Genomic DNA, 17,372 nt, shown 5'->3' with positions numbered 1-17,372 from the left:
TAGGTTCATTTTAGTAAATCATTTACACACCAAACCAAGTGAGAGCATCAAACCTCTATATGGGATACCAAAGGTGTTCCCACTAAAAGATTTGTATTTATATGTGTGCGGATAGATCTACTTTACGTATTAAAAATCGTAAACACCAAACGCCCTGATTACAAATCAAGACTGGCTAAATAAAAATAAACGTGGGGCACAGTATCAAAAATTTGATTGCTTTTTGAATCACTACTCCAATTCATCTCAAAGGATAAGCATTTTTACAATCCAATTCGGCTTAATAGCTTACCATAATGGGTTGACAGTGAAATAAAATACACTCATCCGCATTATTTGTGCTTTTGTCAATTTCTCATCGTATTTTAAAGCCATCCCTTTATCCCCTTATTTTAGTACATACTCGTTGGTTTGCCAGTCAATCAAGAATAGTTGTATAAATCTCATAAAGATCTATACTACATTATTTTTAGGACTATAGAAGGGATATGGCATTAGTAGGAAGAACTTTCTCAAAATCTTAAAAAATCAAAAAACAGGACCTCATGTATTGTATTCATTTTTCATTCAAGTATTTTTTGCAAGCCCAATTATATTATAGCTATAAAATCTAATCGATAACATTTGAATGAAACACTTTTACCCCAATCAAAATACTACTCTTTTACTTGGCCTTAGCAATAAAAGCACTAATTTATACAAGCGTCTGATAAGTAAGCCACAAGAACAAAGCCCGGACTCTTTCAAAACCAAAGAGAGTACTTTCGTAAATGACTGTTTTCAAAAAGGGCATAAGTCAGTTATTGGAGTTTTATTGCAATTATTAGTAATCTTTTTTTTTCTTATTCGCCTGATTCCAGCACATGCTGCACAAGCTCCACCGGATAATACAATTCATGTAAGTGTGGATAAATCATCAATTTGTGTTGGAGAAAGCATCACTATTTTTTTGGAGAGCAGCGAAACAGGAGTTGAGTACCAGCTAAAATCTGATGGGATCAATAGCGGAACACCACTTAGTGGAACTGGTTCGCAAATTTCTTTTACACTTTTACCAACGACAAGTGCTACCTATACCATTACTGCCACGAACACTACAAGCAGCGAAAGCTCTGATTTAACAGAAAGTGTTACCGTTGCGGTTAGTCCGGGGCCTGATTTAAATTTATCGGTTTATTCCTCGGATACTCAGATCTGCAAAGGTGAGGGTGTACTCATTTCTGTTGACAATACAGAAAATACTTACCAATACCTTTTAAACAATGGTCCTGATGATTTTCCGCCATCCATTGCAGGAAATGGAGGAACTATTCAATTTCCGCAAGTATTTCCTCAAGCCAATACCAGCTATCAAGTTTTTGTAAGTGGTGGCAATTGCCATAATCAGATCAAGTTAAACCATACCGCAATCATTAATGTTGCTCCTTCTCCTAAAACCGATTTGGTAGTATATGCCGACAACAACCAAATCTGCCAAGGAGAAAATGTAAAAATAACCATCGAGAACTCAGAAATAGGTATTGATTATCAGATATTCGACGGAAGTTCCTATGTAACCGGACCTTTAAGCGGAACCGGCAGCAACCTGGTTTTTACAATTGCCCCTACATCAACAGAACTGTATACAATTAGAGCTTTTGGCGCAAACTGCTTGAGTTATTACAATCTGGACCAGAAGATCATGGTAACAGTAGGTGCAAGCCCACGAAGCAACATCAATCTGTCGGCAGACAAAAATGAAATTTGCCTGGGAGAATCGGTTTCGATTCAACTGGATGAATCGGAAAATGGTGTTGAATATCAACTTAGCGACGGAACTAATAATATAGGCTCTCCCATTACAGGTGATGGTGCAGCCATTTCTTTTACAAATGTTAGTCCTGCTACCCATACAACTTACCATGTAAAAATTAGTTCTACTTCCTGCTCGGCAAGCAAAACTCTTGACAAAAGCATAGAGGTAAATGTAAAACCCCAAGCGGATTTAGATTTAAGTATAAGCCCCGCTGCCGCTGATATTTGTATCGGCGAAAGCATTTCCATTGCTGTAAATGCAAGCGAAACGGATGTAAGTTACCAGCTAACTAACGGAACAACAGATATTGGTGTGCCACAAATTGGCAATGGAAGCAGTATTGAATTTACTGTGTCGCCAACAAATAACACAAGCTACGAAATTGAAGCAGTTAAAAATGGGTGCAGCACGGTAAGCACGCTCCATCAAAACTCAAACATTACTGTAAATGCTCTACCGCAACTCGATCTTGTATTATCGGCAACACCTGGCGAAATATGCGAAGGCGAATCGACTGTAATTGGTATTGCCAATTCCGAAAACAATGTGCAATACCAATTAAAAGATGCCTCAGGAACCATTGGGATTCCGGTTAATGGCAACGGTGCACAAATAGATTTCCCGGCGGTGAGTCCGCTAAGCAATACCAACTACTCTGTTGATGTAATGAAACCAAGCTGCTCTTTGGTTTACGAAATCACCAATCAAGCTGTGGTAACTGTAAACCCGCAACCTGCAGGAAGCATAAGCTATACAGTAAACCCAATAGCCATTTGTGATGGCGAATTAATTTCCGTTACCATTAATAATAGCGAAAGTGGGATTCGATACGATGTGATAGGTAGCCTTGAGGGAAATTTAGGAGGCGTAGAAGGAAATGGTACCGATATTAGCGTGCATATCAAACCAAGTCAATCGCAAAGCCTGAGTATACAAGCCCAAAGTTTGATCTGTTCATCACCCATTACTTATCCCAACACAAGTAACATTACCGTTCATGGAGGCCCAAACCTCGATTTAGTGGTTTCGGCAAGCCAAAATCAGATTTGCGAAAGTTTAAATACTCCGGTTGTAATCTCGGTTGAAGCTTCGGAAAATGGATTGTCCTATTGGTTGAAAGACCATAAAGGCAATGTTCAGGATGTAGCCACAGGAAATAATGGCACCCTCGATTTTAATTCTGTTTTGCCTGACACCACCACAACTTACATTGTTGAAACAACTAAGGCTGGCTGTAACGACAGATTAGATTTAAAGAACAGGATTGAACTTGAGGTTGTAAAATTGCCACTCTCTACTATTGGAGTCAGCATTTCGGAGTCTAAACTTTGTGTAGGCGAAAATACAATCATTTCAATTGATTCGAGCGAACTTGGAGTGAATTATCAGTTGTTTGATGGCACTTATCCGGAAGGCGATGCAATAGCAGGAACTGGATCAGTCATATCCTTTTCGGAGTTTTCGCCATTTCGTTCGGTTACCTATCAAGTAATTGCCACCAATCAAACCTGCGGAACTCAACAAACTCTTGCCGAAACAACAAAAGTAGAAGTAGGTTTGCAACCGGAAATCCATCTGCATCCAACCATCGACAAACATACAATTTGTGAAGGAGAACAAGTAATTGTATCGCTAACGCCTACCGATACCAAAGTTCAGTACCAGCTTTGGGATAAAGACACAGCCCTGGGAAATCCAATATGGGGAAATAATCAGGATATCCATTTCGAACCCACTTCGCCTGCCAATTCCACTACCTACAGAATTGAAGCCTTGGGAGAAAAATGTTTGTCTCCAATTGATATTAGATACACCGTTGATGTAGATGTACACCATGCTCCTGAAACAAATCGATTGTTGGTTAGCAACAGGGATACGGTTTGTATGGGGGAAACTGTTCACCTTTCGGTTGAAAACAGTCAATCGGGCATACTCTACGAATTGCATGATGGGATTAACTTTATTGAACCAAATGTACTTGGCAATGGTGGAACAATTCAATTCCCGGAAATCATTTTAAATGCAAGCAAAACATTTACGGTTTTTGCTCATGAAACGGTATGTTCAGACCCTCTTGCTTTAAATAATACAAAACAGATTACGGTTCCTGATATTAGCTACAATTCATTGGAAAACTTTGCTACTCCTGATGAATTTTGCGAAGGCGAATCCATTGATATCGAGCTAACCGGTTCTATTAATGGAATAAGCTATGTTCTTCAGGAAGGTGATGATGTACTAGCTGAACTTATCGGTAATGGCGGACCTCTGTTGTTTGAAGATATCCTGCCAACGCTTAGCTCAAACCTATATGTGAGCATTGGCAATTGTATGGATCAACTTGTAGCTGCAAGGCCAAATTACAATCTGCAGCCCAAGCCTAAACTACAGATTTTTGCAGGTGATGTGCAGTCGGGTTACGATGGAAATTTGGTGATTTCGGTTTCGGAAGGCATAGCTCCCTACACCTACATCGTTAATCCCGGGGAAACCGTCACTACGGATGATCCTATTCTGGAGCTATCGGGGCTTGAGGTAGGCACATACCAGGTAATGGTGGTTGATGGAAATGCATGTCGTTCGGCAGATGCAGGACAGCTTGTACAAATAGAGCTGGATGAGAATCACCCGGTTATTGTAAACAATGCCCTTACACCAAATGGCGATGGCATTAACGACAACTGGATGATTCATTATGAATCAAGCCTGGGTAATCCTGAAGTTTATGTTTTTAACATATATGGGCAGCAAGTTTATCACTCAAAATCATACCAAAACAATTGGCAAGGAAACTTTAATGGCTCCACTCTCCCTAATGGTGCATATTATTACTTAATCGAATTTAATTCGGAAGATATTAAACCCATAAAGGGAAGCTTATCCATTCTGGGCAATTAAAAACACTCACCTATGAAACAACTTTACTTCTCAAAATACATTCTGCTTTTCATTTTTACCTTTAGCCATTTTTCTGCTAAGGAACTGAAAGCCCAGCAGGTGCCCTTATTAGATCAATATTACATTAATCCAACAGTTTACAATCCTGCTGCAGCAGGTGCAAGTGGATTATTTAATGCCTATTTGTTGAGAAACCAAAAATTTGCTGATTTTGATGGTGGCCAGGTAACACATGTTTTCACGGCCGATGCAGCCTTACGCCAATCCAAATATGGTTTAGGATTTAATCTGGTAAATGATAATGTAGGTATTTTTGATCATACGCAAGCACTTGTAAGTTATGCCTACCAATTGCAAATTTATACCGATCATTTTTTGAGGCTTGGCTTATCGGCAGGGATATCAGACTTTAGGGTAAACATGAGTGATTTAAGGGCAAATCCATCCGATCCCTATCTATTAAACAGCAACTATAAGAATACCGAATTCATGGCAAACATGGGTTTGTATTATACCCATAAAAGCTTAGCTATTGGACTAACAATTCCGCAACTTTTAAACAACTCGGTGAGTGAAAACAATAATGGAAGCGAATCGTCGTACCATTTGGTTCGCCACGCCATGCTTAGTGGAGCCTACGAGTTTAAAATCCGCAGCATTAAAGATCTGAGCATTACCCCATACCTAATGATGCGATATGCAAAAAATTCTCCCGTTCAGTTCGATGTTAATGTAATCGCGAAGCTTTACGAGAAAGCTTGGTTTGCAGTAAACTATCGCGATGATTTTTCGCTTGGATTGAATATAGGTATCAATGTATTAAAAAACTTTGTTCTTGGATATGCATATGATATTGGAATTCAGAAAACAGGCAGATACGCTTCAAACAATCATGAATTCCTTATTGGTTATCGCCTGAAAAGCAAAAAGAAGAAGGAACCGGAAAGAATCTTAAATAATGATATCAGCACACTAAAAACATTATTGGCTGAGAAATACAAGAAAATAGATCGTTTGCGTCATGAACTGGAACAAATGGAGAAAAACGACAAAATGGCTGATGAAGATCGTGATGGTGTGCCTGACGAACAAGACGATTGTCCGAAAACCCCGCCTTTTTACATTGTTGATGAACGCGGTTGTCCTATAGACACCGACCAAGACGGCGTGGTTGATAGTGAAGATTTTTGCCCTGAAATTCCGGGACTAGCTGCCAATAACGGATGCCCGGAGCAAAAAGAAGAAAGAGTTGAAATGGAGGAACGCCTGGAAAATATTTACTTTGCGTTCGGAAAGTATGAGCTGACTGAGTACTCGCGACGAAAGCTTGTAACCGTTATTAGTATGATGGTTGAGAATGCATCCTATATTCTAAAAATGCATGGCCATACCGATGATATTGGTTCTGATAACGCCAATATCGAATTGGCCTATAAACGTCTTACCACAGTTAAAAACTATCTAATTTTAAACGGGGTTCCCGATAATAGAATTATTATTATACCGCATGGCGAAAGAAATCCTGTAGTGGCCAATACCGACAATCAAAGCAGAGCCAACAACCGGCGAGTAACTTTTGAAATATATGACTATCAATAACAAAAAATGAGGCTTCTGTGCTGTAATGCAAGAGAAGCCTCATATCTGTATCAAATCATTTCTTACTTAAACAAGAATACTTTTCTCTCCTGTGAACCAGGACGGCCAATGATATTCTTGATGTAGTCTTTCTTTTCATTTAAAACACCGGATTTTTGAACATAGCCTTTTCCCATTGGCATGCATGCTCCCCAAGCTCCACTCGGACTGCAATCCTCAAAATCGGTAACTTTAACAATGGTGTGAACTCCAACGGTAATGATACAAGTTTTGTATGACTTTGCAATTTTTAGCGTTTCCTCAATGTTATCCTTTGTCAGTTCAATTGTTTTATCAGCTTGAGCTTCGGCCAATTTATTGATTGTCATTATTGGCTGACCCAAATCTGCAAATTCGTCATTAAAGTTAATGGTACCTGAAACAAATTCCTTTAACACCTCAAGTTTGGTGTTTTGTGCACTTAAGGAAAATCCGATTAGTAAAAATAAAATAACAATAGAGTTTTTCATATTTGAAATTTTAGAGATTAAATAAGTTTCAATTTTCGTTTACACAAATCTACAAAATATGTTCACCCTATTCTAAATCAATTGCCAATAAATTTATATTTAACGTGAGTTCGACGTAAAATAAAACGTCACTACAAATAAATTGCAGATACTTGAAACAGTAGATAGCTGATTAAAAAACGAACTCAGGCAATAAGTAATACAAAATAAAAAACCCGGCATAAAACCGGGTTATTTATCTAAACTCTACATCTATTATTCTATGAAAAAAACCTAATCTACTTCTTTTGTGCCTTACAAATGTATTCAACATATGGGTTAACAAATCACAAGGAGTGTTAAAAAATGTAAAATCGTTACGATTAGCACTTTTGCAGAATACATTCAACTTGCCCTGCAAGACCAGGTTTTTCAGACGGAAACAATTGATTGAATGCTGCTGTACCCACTGTAAATGCCGATACTCCAATTTCTTTTACAAGTTCAACTCTTTCCAGCCTATCGATACTACCCGCTACAATAATTGGTTTTTTTGAACATCTCGAAACCTCTTTAATAAGAGCAGGAATATCATCACCGGTATGACGATATGCCAAAAGGTCTATGCCATCAACTCCTTGGATGCTTGTAATTTTTTCGGCATGCATAGAAATCTCAGGTATTGATCCTATTAAAACACTTGGATGCTTTTCAATTTGTCCAACAAATGGGTAATACTTTATTGGATGATTTTTAACGACTGGAGCAATGGCCTCGGGTCTGGTACCTCCCAGCAGATAATCAACATTTAAATCCATTGCAATCATAGCCGAGTTCTTTTCGGTATGCTCATCCAGGCTTACCACCTCAAGATATATTGTAACATCTTCCTTTCGCAATTCCTGAGTAAGGGCTTGAAGTTCTTCAAAAGGCAAGCCCACATCCTTAAATCCAATGTGTTTTACTCCTGCCGCCACAATTTCCTTCACATACTTTCTTGCATCAGGAACGGTTTGATCATTTTTGGTTAGCATGAAAATAAGGTCTATTCCCATAATTTTTGTTTGTTGTTTGTTTTTGCGTTTTAAATTAAGATAATTGTTTTGCAAATATAAGGGATCAATTAATTTGCGAAAAAGTAAACTTGCACAAATCAATTTACAACAATCCTTAGCCATAAAATAACGTGAGTTCGACGTAAAATTCGTTCATAGTTTGATCTGATTTTAAGTAGAAATTTTCGAAGGAATATCGGGATATTTCAAGAAGATTTGAAGAAATTTATGCCGAAAGCAGGCAAACACATAATGGAAAGTTCTCTTTACGACATCTTCACATTAAAAATTCCTCAAAATAGCACGCTACTCTTTCCAAATTTTTAATGCAAATCTATCCCAAATATAACTTTCTGTAGATAGAATTTTACGTCGAACTCACGTTATAATAATTTATAAAACCACACGAAAGGATTGATTACATCGAACTTCGTTTCGTGCGACAGCCTCGTTCTTTGATGGTAATATTTAAAGACGCATCTGTGATGGGTTGCAACAAATAAAGCATAGCTTATATTTTTTAGCTTTAAAAAAATTACATTACTAATCATGCACACAGCAGTGTACATTTTAAAATTTCATAAGCCTGTCTGAATTCTAATTGAATAATTCTGAGATTTAAAGGGGTCTGTCGCATTCAACAGCTATTTGAATTTTTAACTTCGATAGGTTGTCGATGTGCGAGATCAATATATTTGTAAATTTCATAAGCCTGTCTGAATTCTAATTGGGTAATTCTGAGATTTAAAGAGGTCTGTCACATTCAACAGCTATTTGAATTTTTAACTTCGATAGGTTGTCGATGTGCGAGATCAATATGTTTGTAAATTTCACAGGTCTGTCATAGTCGACAGCCTGTCAAATCTTTGCGAGATAAGCATATTTATCCAGAAAGGATACATTTTTTGGGGCACCAACGGACTTTTAAGTCCTACAACAAAACATTATACAATGCGTTAGCCAACTAGAAATATGTACCCGCTACCTGTTAGGTATTCACGAACCATAGTTTTTTAATTGATTAGTTGCTTCATATGCGAAAGGTTAATATAAGCCGAGGCTTTCGTGGCGTTTATTTAAGCCCACAAATAAATCCGAATCACTGCCACCAGCATGCACAAACTTTAGCTATAACAAATATTTCGGCGGTTCAATCTTTTAGGTGTGTTCTTAGATTTAGATGATATCTTTCAATATGGTTGGTTCCAAAGCGTTTAATTTTGTGAACATTACTTCCAATAAGCGTTTTGTATTGCTTCAAACCATCGGTATATATGTTCTTTGCTTCCGATAGTTCCAAGCTTTCTGTTACTCGTTTTAAGGTTTTGTTGGTTCTGCTACCAATATTGCAGCGTACTATTTCTCCGGTATCTTTTCGTAATGCGCTCACTACCCAAATTAAACGACTCTTGGTTTGTATAAAGGTTCGCAATTCATCTACTTCGTATTCTTTGCCTTTTACCAATATCGGTTCTTTTATTTGTGAGGCAATAGCTTTTATTCTCGACAGAACGGTATTTTGCGAAATACTTAATAATCTTGAAATACCACGTATTCCAACTCCCTCTTTGGTTAAGGCTACTATTTTATAATTTAGTGAAGTTTGATATGCATGATAAGAATATGATATTACAACATACTTTTTACACTGCTTACAATAATATTGCTGTTTTTGTGTGTCCATTTTTAACCAAATTTTCGTTACCACAATATTTACATTTATTGTCATCAGTAAATTTGAAGCACGAGGTCGAGTTTTTTCCCATTTTAGCTGTTTTAAAGCCTTAAAATAAAATAAGCGATACATTGTACCGCTTATTTTTTTACATTTTTATTTATTTTTCTGCTGAATATTAACCTCTTACAGTTTCACATTATTTATATTAGTCAATTTGATGCATTACCTAATTTACGGAACAGTAAATAAAAAAATATACAATGGTAAACCAAAAGAAATAGCAAGATATACAAATACTAAAAATTTAGAAAAATTAAGTTGATTGCTTCTTTCCTGAGCAAATTTTTTAATGATTTTATTGTGTTTGTCTTTTTTTGCTAAGAAAGTATAATTTATGATTCCTACCATGATTAGGAGTAATACAATTATAACTTTAGATTTTAACTCTGGCATAACAACTAAATCTTTTTTAAGGAATGCTAATGCAATAAGAGGTGTGCTCAAAATATTTAAATACATCGCAAAGGTTATTGTAAGTATAGCATTTATCTTTGCATTTTCAGGTTCATCTTTTTTCTTTTGCCACAAAAGAAAAAGTATATAATATGTGTATTTGTAAATCTTCATACTCGTTTTTTAATAAATTGGAGGTGCAACATATGTATTGTCTCTTTTTATAATATTAGGAGCTTGATATCCTGGACCTTTATATGGTGACGGATCAAAAATCATCATATATCCACCATATATAATAACTCCTTGTATACCTCCCACAAATGCCGCTCCTAAGCCCACTCCTAAATCTAACCCTGCTTTTCTTGTTCCCATGATATCTCCATTTTGATAAGAAACATAACCATCATAAACAGAACTCGCTGCACCTAAAACCACAATACCTCTACCAACCCATTTGGTTATAGTAAGAATCCTATTTATTTTTCCTATTATACCATCAATAGCTTTTGTTGGCATATTGTTTCGAATTGCAGCAGCTTTAATTCCTACATTACTTCTTTGATAGATGTCAAAAGTGCCAATAGTTCCGTCATTTGCCAAACCTGTTCCTAACAAAAATAACGTTCGATTATCTGAATCCGCTAAACTAATCCCACTAAACGCCTGTTCAGCATACGCCTCAGCCCTTTTATTCCTCGCCCTTTTTTCATTCAAATTACCCTCAACCTGATGCCCATAATGATTCAACAAAGCCACAGTAGCCCCTTGCCCAGCACCACGCCAGAAATCACCACCAGAAAGTTCAGCACCAATACCACCAGATAATGCACCCACAAAAGAACTATTCCATGCTGATTTTCCAAAATTAGGATCCACAGCCTGAAAACCGGAGGATGCAAGTGAACTTATTGCTCCACTGGCAAAACCATTAAAAAAATTATCTCCTTGAACTGCTCCTAATCCCCCTTGTGTGACTCCATGCATACCTGCCCGTAAGGCTTCCGTGCCAAAACCGCTCATACCTTGTAAGGCATTTCCAATACCAGCAGTAGCAACTCCCGAAACAGCTCCCATACCTGCCGATTGAAAAAATCCTCCCCAGCTCCAATTATCGAAACCTCCTTTGCTAAAGGCAATGCTTGCTGTGTAACTACCTGCACCTATTAATGCTCCAACTGCCAAAGCAGCAAAAAACCACTCCCCATCTTCATCCACCATCATCATGGGATTGTTCCCCATTGCCAAATATGGACTTGAAGCCTGCAATGCAGGGTCGATGGCAAACCAGCGGCCTATTTCGGGGTCGTAATACCTTGCATGATGATCGTACCAATTTACACCCAAACTATCAACCAGCTCCTTGCCTGTATAAAGATAATTATATTTGCTTTTGGTAGAAAGCCCGGCAATTATTCCACCATATGGGTAATAGGCAGTTTCCTGTATTACATTCTCTTCTTCGTCAACCACTACACGGGTGTGCCCCAAATGATCTTTAAGCGTGTAAAAATAGGTGCCAAAATCACTTTTCTTGGTTTTGGTAGCCCTTGTTGGCTGGTAGTAACCTTCTTCGGTAAATATTTTATCCAGCTGCCCGTTTACAAAGAGGAATTCGCCCTGGTAGTCGATGCGTTTTACTTCGTTATCGTCTTCGTCGAAAAAGCTACGGCGCAGCAATGTTCCATCAGCCAAATACTGGTTTACAATTTTTCCTTGTCCTGCAACACTTAAAGTATCAGGCAGGTTAAAAATATTGTAGCTAATTCGCAGTTTTTTGTACTGGTCGTACACCATATTGCCGTTCTTGTCGTACTGGTACGAAAAGGGTTTGGCGGCTGTTGGCTCGGCAACATCATGCGTTTTCAATAGGTTTTGATGTATGGCAATGGTGTCCAACTCGTTTATTTTTCCGTCACCATTGGTATCCGAAAAAGCCAAATCGTCGCCCTTGCGCTGTATGGCCAAAAAGGCTTTCCAGGCGGTGCTGCGGGTATCTCTTGCCTTGGCTTTTAGCTTGTAATTAAAACCAACCGGGTGCTGGTCGTCAACATCTACTTTACCATCGTTATTGGCATCGCCGGGCCAAACTTCTACCTGCTCGGTGTTTAGCCTTGTTAACTGGTGCAACTGGTTGCCCTGGTAATCGTATTCGAAATGCTGGTAAACATCTCCGGGTTGGGTGCACAAGCTATCGCGGCGTTTCAACCAATCCATATTCCCATTTCTATCGTAATGGTACACCGTTGTGTAAGGGTGATCGGTAGAATTGGCCTCCGAAAGGTTTTTCCAATTGTCGTAGGTAAAGGTGTAGGTATATCTTTTCTTGTTGTTGCTTTTCCAGGCCATGGCACTAAGGCTGCCATCGTAATACGATTGGTTATTGCTGCCTTTTAGCGAAGAATCGTAGGCCAGTTCGTACTCAAACAACTTGTCGCTTTTGGCTTTTACCATGCGGTCTAACTCGTCGTAAGTGTAATTGGTTTTAATTGTGCCGTTATGCACACGTTTTTCTTTCAGCGATCCATCGCTGTTGTAGCTAAAACTTGAAAGCACAATACTGCTTTGTCCGTTTACCCCATGGTGCACATTTTCCAACTCGCCGCTTTTGCCGTAATCGTATCGGCGAAGGCTGGAATAATCTTTGCCGTTAAAAGTTTTGCTTACCTTGGTTTCGGTAACTTTCCCCTCAAAATCGTAAACTGTTACTACCTTATCGGTTCCACCTGCATTGTTTTGCGATATGGCTTCAATTACCCGGCCTTCCTTGTCGTAGTAACTTACGGCTTTTATCCAGGTGTCGCTTCCTAATACACGGGTCTCGCTTCCTGTAATTCTTCCCAAATTATTTTCGGTATGCTCCAAACTGCAAGCATTTGCCTGTGCAAATGCAAACTCATAATTGTCGTAGTAGGTTCGGCTTAATACGGTTTCTTCACCTGCTGATTGCTGATCGCTGACCGCTGACTGCTTTTTTAAATATCCTGTTTCTATTGGTCGGCTTAGTTCATCATACTTAATGTAAGTGGTCAAGCCTTTGGCATCGGTTTCTCTTATTAGCCTGTCCAGCTCATCGTATTCCAATGTAATACTTCCGGCTCCGGGAATTTCCTTTTTTACCAGTCGGTTGCGCTCGTCGTAATGGAATTTGTATACATATTCCGTTTTGCTGATATCTCCCTTTGCCTGTGGTGGTAAAATGGCTCGCAGGTTGCCGTAATCGTCGTACACGTAATCGGTAATCAGTGCCGAAGCATGGTTTACATCTCCTCTTTGGTTTCCTTGTGCTGCTCCTTTGCGCACCACTTGTCCGTTCATGTTTTTGTACACCACATTGGTAATGCCCTCGTAGTAAACTGCTGTTTTTAGGAGTGTTCCTTTAGCATAATTCTTTTTTGTGAATTGTTCTGAATTTAAATCAGCAGTATAAGATTCAACAGTCTGCTGGTTCATACCATAGTGTGTAATTTTCGGGCGTTTGTTCAATGCATATTCCTCTCCAAAACTCCCCTGCTTGTCAATCCGGTTAAATTCATCGTAACTGCTTTCGGCCTTATATGTATTTTCGTAACGGTCTTTTAAATACTGTTTCCAGTCTTTTTTGTATTTCGAATCGCTAAGCATTGGCAGGCTTCGGTACTGTACAGGCTGTCGCCCCAGGCTATCGTACTCGAATGATTGCACAACACTATAGCCTTGTGGCAGGGTATTTAGTGCAACTTGCTGTGTAGGCCGTCCTAATCCATCCTGGTATTCAATGGCAGTATTTGCCTTATCGGCATTGTTACGGTCGAAAAATGTGGCATTCTCCTTTTTAAATCCATAAGTAGCAATGTAGTTTTTCCCTGCCGATGGCAAGCCTTCCGTTTTGCTTTTGGTATAGCCACCCACTACAAAACTCTCGCCCAATACCATTTGGCCTATTCCCAGCTTTTCTTCACTTACCTTTTCTTGTCCAACTTTACCATACTGATAATCGTAAGCTTTTACAATGTTTTTATCATGATCGCGCAGAAGTTGTAAGCGTCCAAAATCGTCGTACTCATAAAACACTGTATATCCATTGGCATCGGTCTGGTCGGTTAAAAATCCTTCTTTCGAATAGTTGGCCGAAGCAATCATTGCAGCTTTAAGATTGTTGCGTAAATCATCGACTTTACCATATCTAATTTCATCGTAAGTAGCATTCTGTGCAGACAAATCGAGAAAATTTCCCTTGTAACGATAAGATGTTGGAACACCATCGCGTCCGTGCGCTTGTAAAATTCTTCGCTTGTGATCGAATTTATCGTAAGTTAAACTGGTCTCATATTCTCCATTAATCCATGTTTTTAACTCTTTTGGCAATTGAGTGTTCTCATCGTAAATTACCTGACTTCCCGAAAGTTGTTTTCCATTTTTAAAACTTTCCTGCTTTTGTACTGCATATTTTGCGTAAGTATTGTATTTAGGATAACTGGTATTGCTTCCTCCTGTATTATCATCATCCGGTTCTATTACATCCTGATCTGTCTCCGATTTTATTTTTGACTTAGCTGTTGATTTACCAGATTCACCAAATACCAGATAGGAAGAATTGGTTTTCCAAATATCTCCGGTGTTCAAATTCTTTTGTGTTACAGTTTCAGGCAATAAGGGAAAAATATCAGAATAGGATTCTACAGTACTTTCCTTTTCTATTTTTTCGTTTTTTGTGATGTAGGAGATGGTTTTGCTGCTTTTTAAACGCAGGGTTTCATAATCGATCTTGTAGGGAACAATGTACTTAACATCGTTGGCTTCGTAATCACACTGCGAAACTATAAAAGCCTTTTTTTTGGAACTGTATTCATTTAATGATATTAGAGAATAATTATATTCCTGAATAGCGGAAATTTTTCCATTCAAATTATAAGTTTCGTTTTTTACAACTCTTCCTCTTAACTGATCGCATTCTGTGGGTCTTCCTACCTGATGTTTGGAACTGGTTTGTAGTTTCTTTCTTTTTTTATAGTAAAAATCAAATGATGGATAAATCTTCTGTTTGCGTAACTCAGCCAAAACAAAATCAACACATTCATATGTGTCTTTATCATCAGGATAAATTCTTAAAGCTTCCATCACGGCATGCTTGTCTTTACTTTTCAGAAAATCGAGGAATTCTTCAAAAGTATACAAATCATACCTGTCTCTTTCATCTTCATCATATCCATTCGTTCTTCCATTAGCTACATTTACACCTGTAATTACATCCTGAAAACTTGTTGAAGACTCCAACTTGTTATTATAATCCTTAGCAGTTGTGAAATAACTTACATTCTTTACTCCATTGGTTAATACTATAGCTTTTTCAAATCCAAATGGAGATCCTTGTGTTAACAGTGTTTCGGTTCGTCCCCAAGGACTTATACCCGTTTTAAATTCTCCTAATTTGTACAAGCGTGAACTAAATCCCAAAGGTTGAATGGGATTTTCATACTCATATTTGATTGTTTGAATTTTCTTTGCGCCATCGTAAGTAAGAGATTGTTTTAAAATGGCTCCTTCAGGTGTAGCATCATACACAAATTTTGTGAGTGCTCCTGTTGCATTTTGCATGGATATCAACATGCCATTCACTACTGTTGTATCGGATATGGACAAATTACTGCCGTCATCATCAAGATTAGGAGTACCCGGACCAATAATCTGAATAGGACTATTTGATGTTCTTACTCTGTTAGGTTTATACTCATCAAGCGCCAGGATTGGGTAATATATTGAATTTTCGTCGATATAAAATTGCGACTTGAAACTCGGATAGTTTATATAAAAGCCATAATGATTCTGAAATTGGGAACAAAACTCAGGCAACAATTCAGTTTTATGATATTCGAATTTAAATATTTGTAAGGAATCACTATTTGTTTTATTGATTTCATATATTTCCGTCAAAAACTTTCTTGAAGAACTTCCTTTCTTACTTTCATTACTACTTATTCTCCTTGAACCTGCATAAGATCGACCTCGTGCTGTATAATAGTTGGTTAAAGATGGATATAAAGGTTCAATTACTTTATTGATTTCTTCTGTATACCTAAGATGATATGATTTTACAATCGTCTTTTTGTCGCTTCCATACAATTTTACTTGCTCTATACACTTTCTTTCTTCAACTGCATACAAGAAATCAACTTTTCCTGCCGAACTGGTAATACTTTTTAAACGCTTAGGGGCATATATGCTTGTTGTTGTTTGTTTCGAGGTAAACACCTGTGAAAGGTAATCTTTATCTTTGGGATAACGATTCACTCGAATATTCGATTTGCTTCGGTTTGCAAAGTAATAATCATTAAAAGAATTATCGATATGTACATCTATCGATTTTGCCTGTTCCTCTACTCTGTCTTCATCAGATTGATAATTGTAATAGATAGCATCAGCATTGTAGGGTGTAATAATTCTTTTCAAATACCATGTTGAAGTATATTTATTCTTCTCGTCCAACCAGGTTTTTGTAAAAATGCAATCTTCAAATGTAAACTCCGTTTCATAAAATTTATCTTGTATTTGCTTAAACCTTGCCTCACTAATCTTGCTTTCGGTAATAAAAGACTGTTTTTCCAGATAGTTTTCCTTCATACCAAACTCATAACAAATTCCCGAAGCTGCTTTAATAACAAATCCATTTATTTTTCCATTCAAAATGTGAGTTTGAATATCGATATCTGCATCGCAATGAATTATAGGGGCAGAGGTTTTGCCAGGAATATAAAAACTACCAGACAAACCAGGAGCACTAAACAAATATTTATCTGGTTCGGTATCCCAAAGGTTTTCATCTTTCCCTTCCGAGCGATCAATAACCCGATTAAAGCTTTCCAGTTTGCTTTGATAATCTACTGGTATTTTATTGTACCAAAATCCGCTTACATTTACTTCTTGCTTTTCTTTTTTTTCCGGATCTGTTTCCAACCAGATTTCTTTGTAAATTTTCCCTTTAAACTCATCGGGATAGCCCCTCACAATTCTTGCTACAGCACCACCTCCCTGCAAACTCCAGGTCATGCCCAATGGTCCGTTTTTATCGTTTACTTTCACTCCATTGCTCTGGTATACCAGGCCAATGGGAATGCTCATTCCTTGTGCCGGGAGGGTATACAAGGGTATGCTTACATTAACTGCACCGGTATATAAATTGGGACTGGCTGTTGCATTTCGCACCAACGATGCTGCTGTTGGCGATGGCATAATGGGCATGGAAACCGGGGCCAATCCGCCTGAGCTATTTCCACCACCACTCCCCGATTTTGTGGAAACAGCAGATTTTGCCAATGGTTTTTGCAGACTGTCTTGTTCTGTTGCTAAGTGCTGAGAATAAACAAAAACAGTATTCAGGAAAATATATAGAAATGGTAAAAGTCTTTTCATGTAATTTGGTTTCGTTG

General features: G+C 38.0%; 7 protein-coding genes. 2 read left to right on the top strand and 5 right to left on the bottom strand.

The window, feature by feature from the left end:
• Nucleotides 1-628 precede the first annotated feature (628 nt).
• Both ACO05S_RS09225 and ACO05S_RS09220 read left to right on the top strand, forming a co-directional pair.
• A complete protein-coding gene (locus ACO05S_RS09225) occupies nt 629-4,693 on the top strand; it encodes a gliding motility-associated C-terminal domain-containing protein (protein WP_421921223.1) in 4,065 nt (1,354 codons plus the stop codon).
• 12 nt (nt 4,694-4,705) lie between these two features.
• Nucleotides 4,706-6,292 (top strand): PorP/SprF family type IX secretion system membrane protein, encoded by a 1,587-nt coding sequence (locus tag ACO05S_RS09220; protein ID WP_421921222.1) that lies wholly within the window; start codon nt 4,706-4,708, stop codon nt 6,290-6,292.
• Between the two features lie 62 nt (nt 6,293-6,354).
• On the opposite strand, the gene ACO05S_RS09215 is transcribed toward ACO05S_RS09220, so the two are convergent.
• The 5 genes from ACO05S_RS09215 to ACO05S_RS09195 all read right to left on the bottom strand — a co-directional run bounded on the left by ACO05S_RS09215 (nt 6,355) and on the right by ACO05S_RS09195 (nt 17,355).
• Nucleotides 6,355-6,801, bottom strand: coding sequence for a hypothetical protein (locus ACO05S_RS09215; protein ID WP_421921221.1), 447 nt, complete (start codon nt 6,799-6,801; stop codon nt 6,355-6,357).
• A 362-nt stretch (nt 6,802-7,163) separates the two neighbouring features.
• Nucleotides 7,164-7,835 carry a hypothetical protein gene (locus tag ACO05S_RS09210; RefSeq protein WP_421921220.1) on the bottom strand — a complete coding sequence of 224 codons (672 nt, stop codon included), beginning with the start codon at nt 7,833-7,835 and terminating at the stop codon, nt 7,164-7,166.
• Nucleotides 7,836-8,985: 1,150 nt separating this feature from the next.
• Nucleotides 8,986-9,519 (bottom strand): IS1 family transposase, encoded by a 534-nt coding sequence (locus tag ACO05S_RS09205; protein ID WP_421921219.1) that lies wholly within the window; start codon nt 9,517-9,519, stop codon nt 8,986-8,988.
• Nucleotides 9,520-9,744: 225 nt separating this feature from the next.
• Nucleotides 9,745-10,140 (bottom strand): hypothetical protein, encoded by a 396-nt coding sequence (locus ACO05S_RS09200; protein WP_421921218.1) that lies wholly within the window; start codon nt 10,138-10,140, stop codon nt 9,745-9,747.
• A 9-nt stretch (nt 10,141-10,149) separates the two neighbouring features.
• Nucleotides 10,150-17,355, bottom strand: coding sequence for an RHS repeat-associated core domain-containing protein (locus ACO05S_RS09195; RefSeq protein WP_421921217.1), 7,206 nt, complete (start codon nt 17,353-17,355; stop codon nt 10,150-10,152).
• Nucleotides 17,356-17,372: the final 17 nt, after the last annotated feature.

Origin of the sequence: Marinifilum sp. (assembly GCF_965230805.1) — a bacterium.
Lineage (GTDB): Bacteria > Bacteroidota > Bacteroidia > Bacteroidales > Marinifilaceae > Marinifilum.
Note: the sequence above shows the minus strand (reverse complement) of the source record. Positions and strands in the feature narration are given on the sequence as shown.

Bases quoted from the DNA above. Each gene is read 5' to 3' on its own strand.
- ACO05S_RS09225 (WP_421921223.1), top strand. From the start codon at position 629: ATGAAACACTTTTACCCCAATCAAAATACTACTCTTTTACTTGGCCTT.
- ACO05S_RS09220 (WP_421921222.1), top strand. From the start codon at position 4,706: ATGAAACAACTTTACTTCTCAAAATACATTCTGCTTTTCATTTTTACC.
- ACO05S_RS09215 (WP_421921221.1), bottom strand. From the start codon at position 6,801: ATGAAAAACTCTATTGTTATTTTATTTTTACTAATCGGATTTTCCTTA.
- ACO05S_RS09210 (WP_421921220.1), bottom strand. From the start codon at position 7,835: ATGGGAATAGACCTTATTTTCATGCTAACCAAAAATGATCAAACCGTT.
- ACO05S_RS09205 (WP_421921219.1), bottom strand. From the start codon at position 9,519: ATGGACACACAAAAACAGCAATATTATTGTAAGCAGTGTAAAAAGTAT.
- ACO05S_RS09200 (WP_421921218.1), bottom strand. From the start codon at position 10,140: ATGAAGATTTACAAATACACATATTATATACTTTTTCTTTTGTGGCAA.
- ACO05S_RS09195 (WP_421921217.1), bottom strand. From the start codon at position 17,355: ATGAAAAGACTTTTACCATTTCTATATATTTTCCTGAATACTGTTTTT.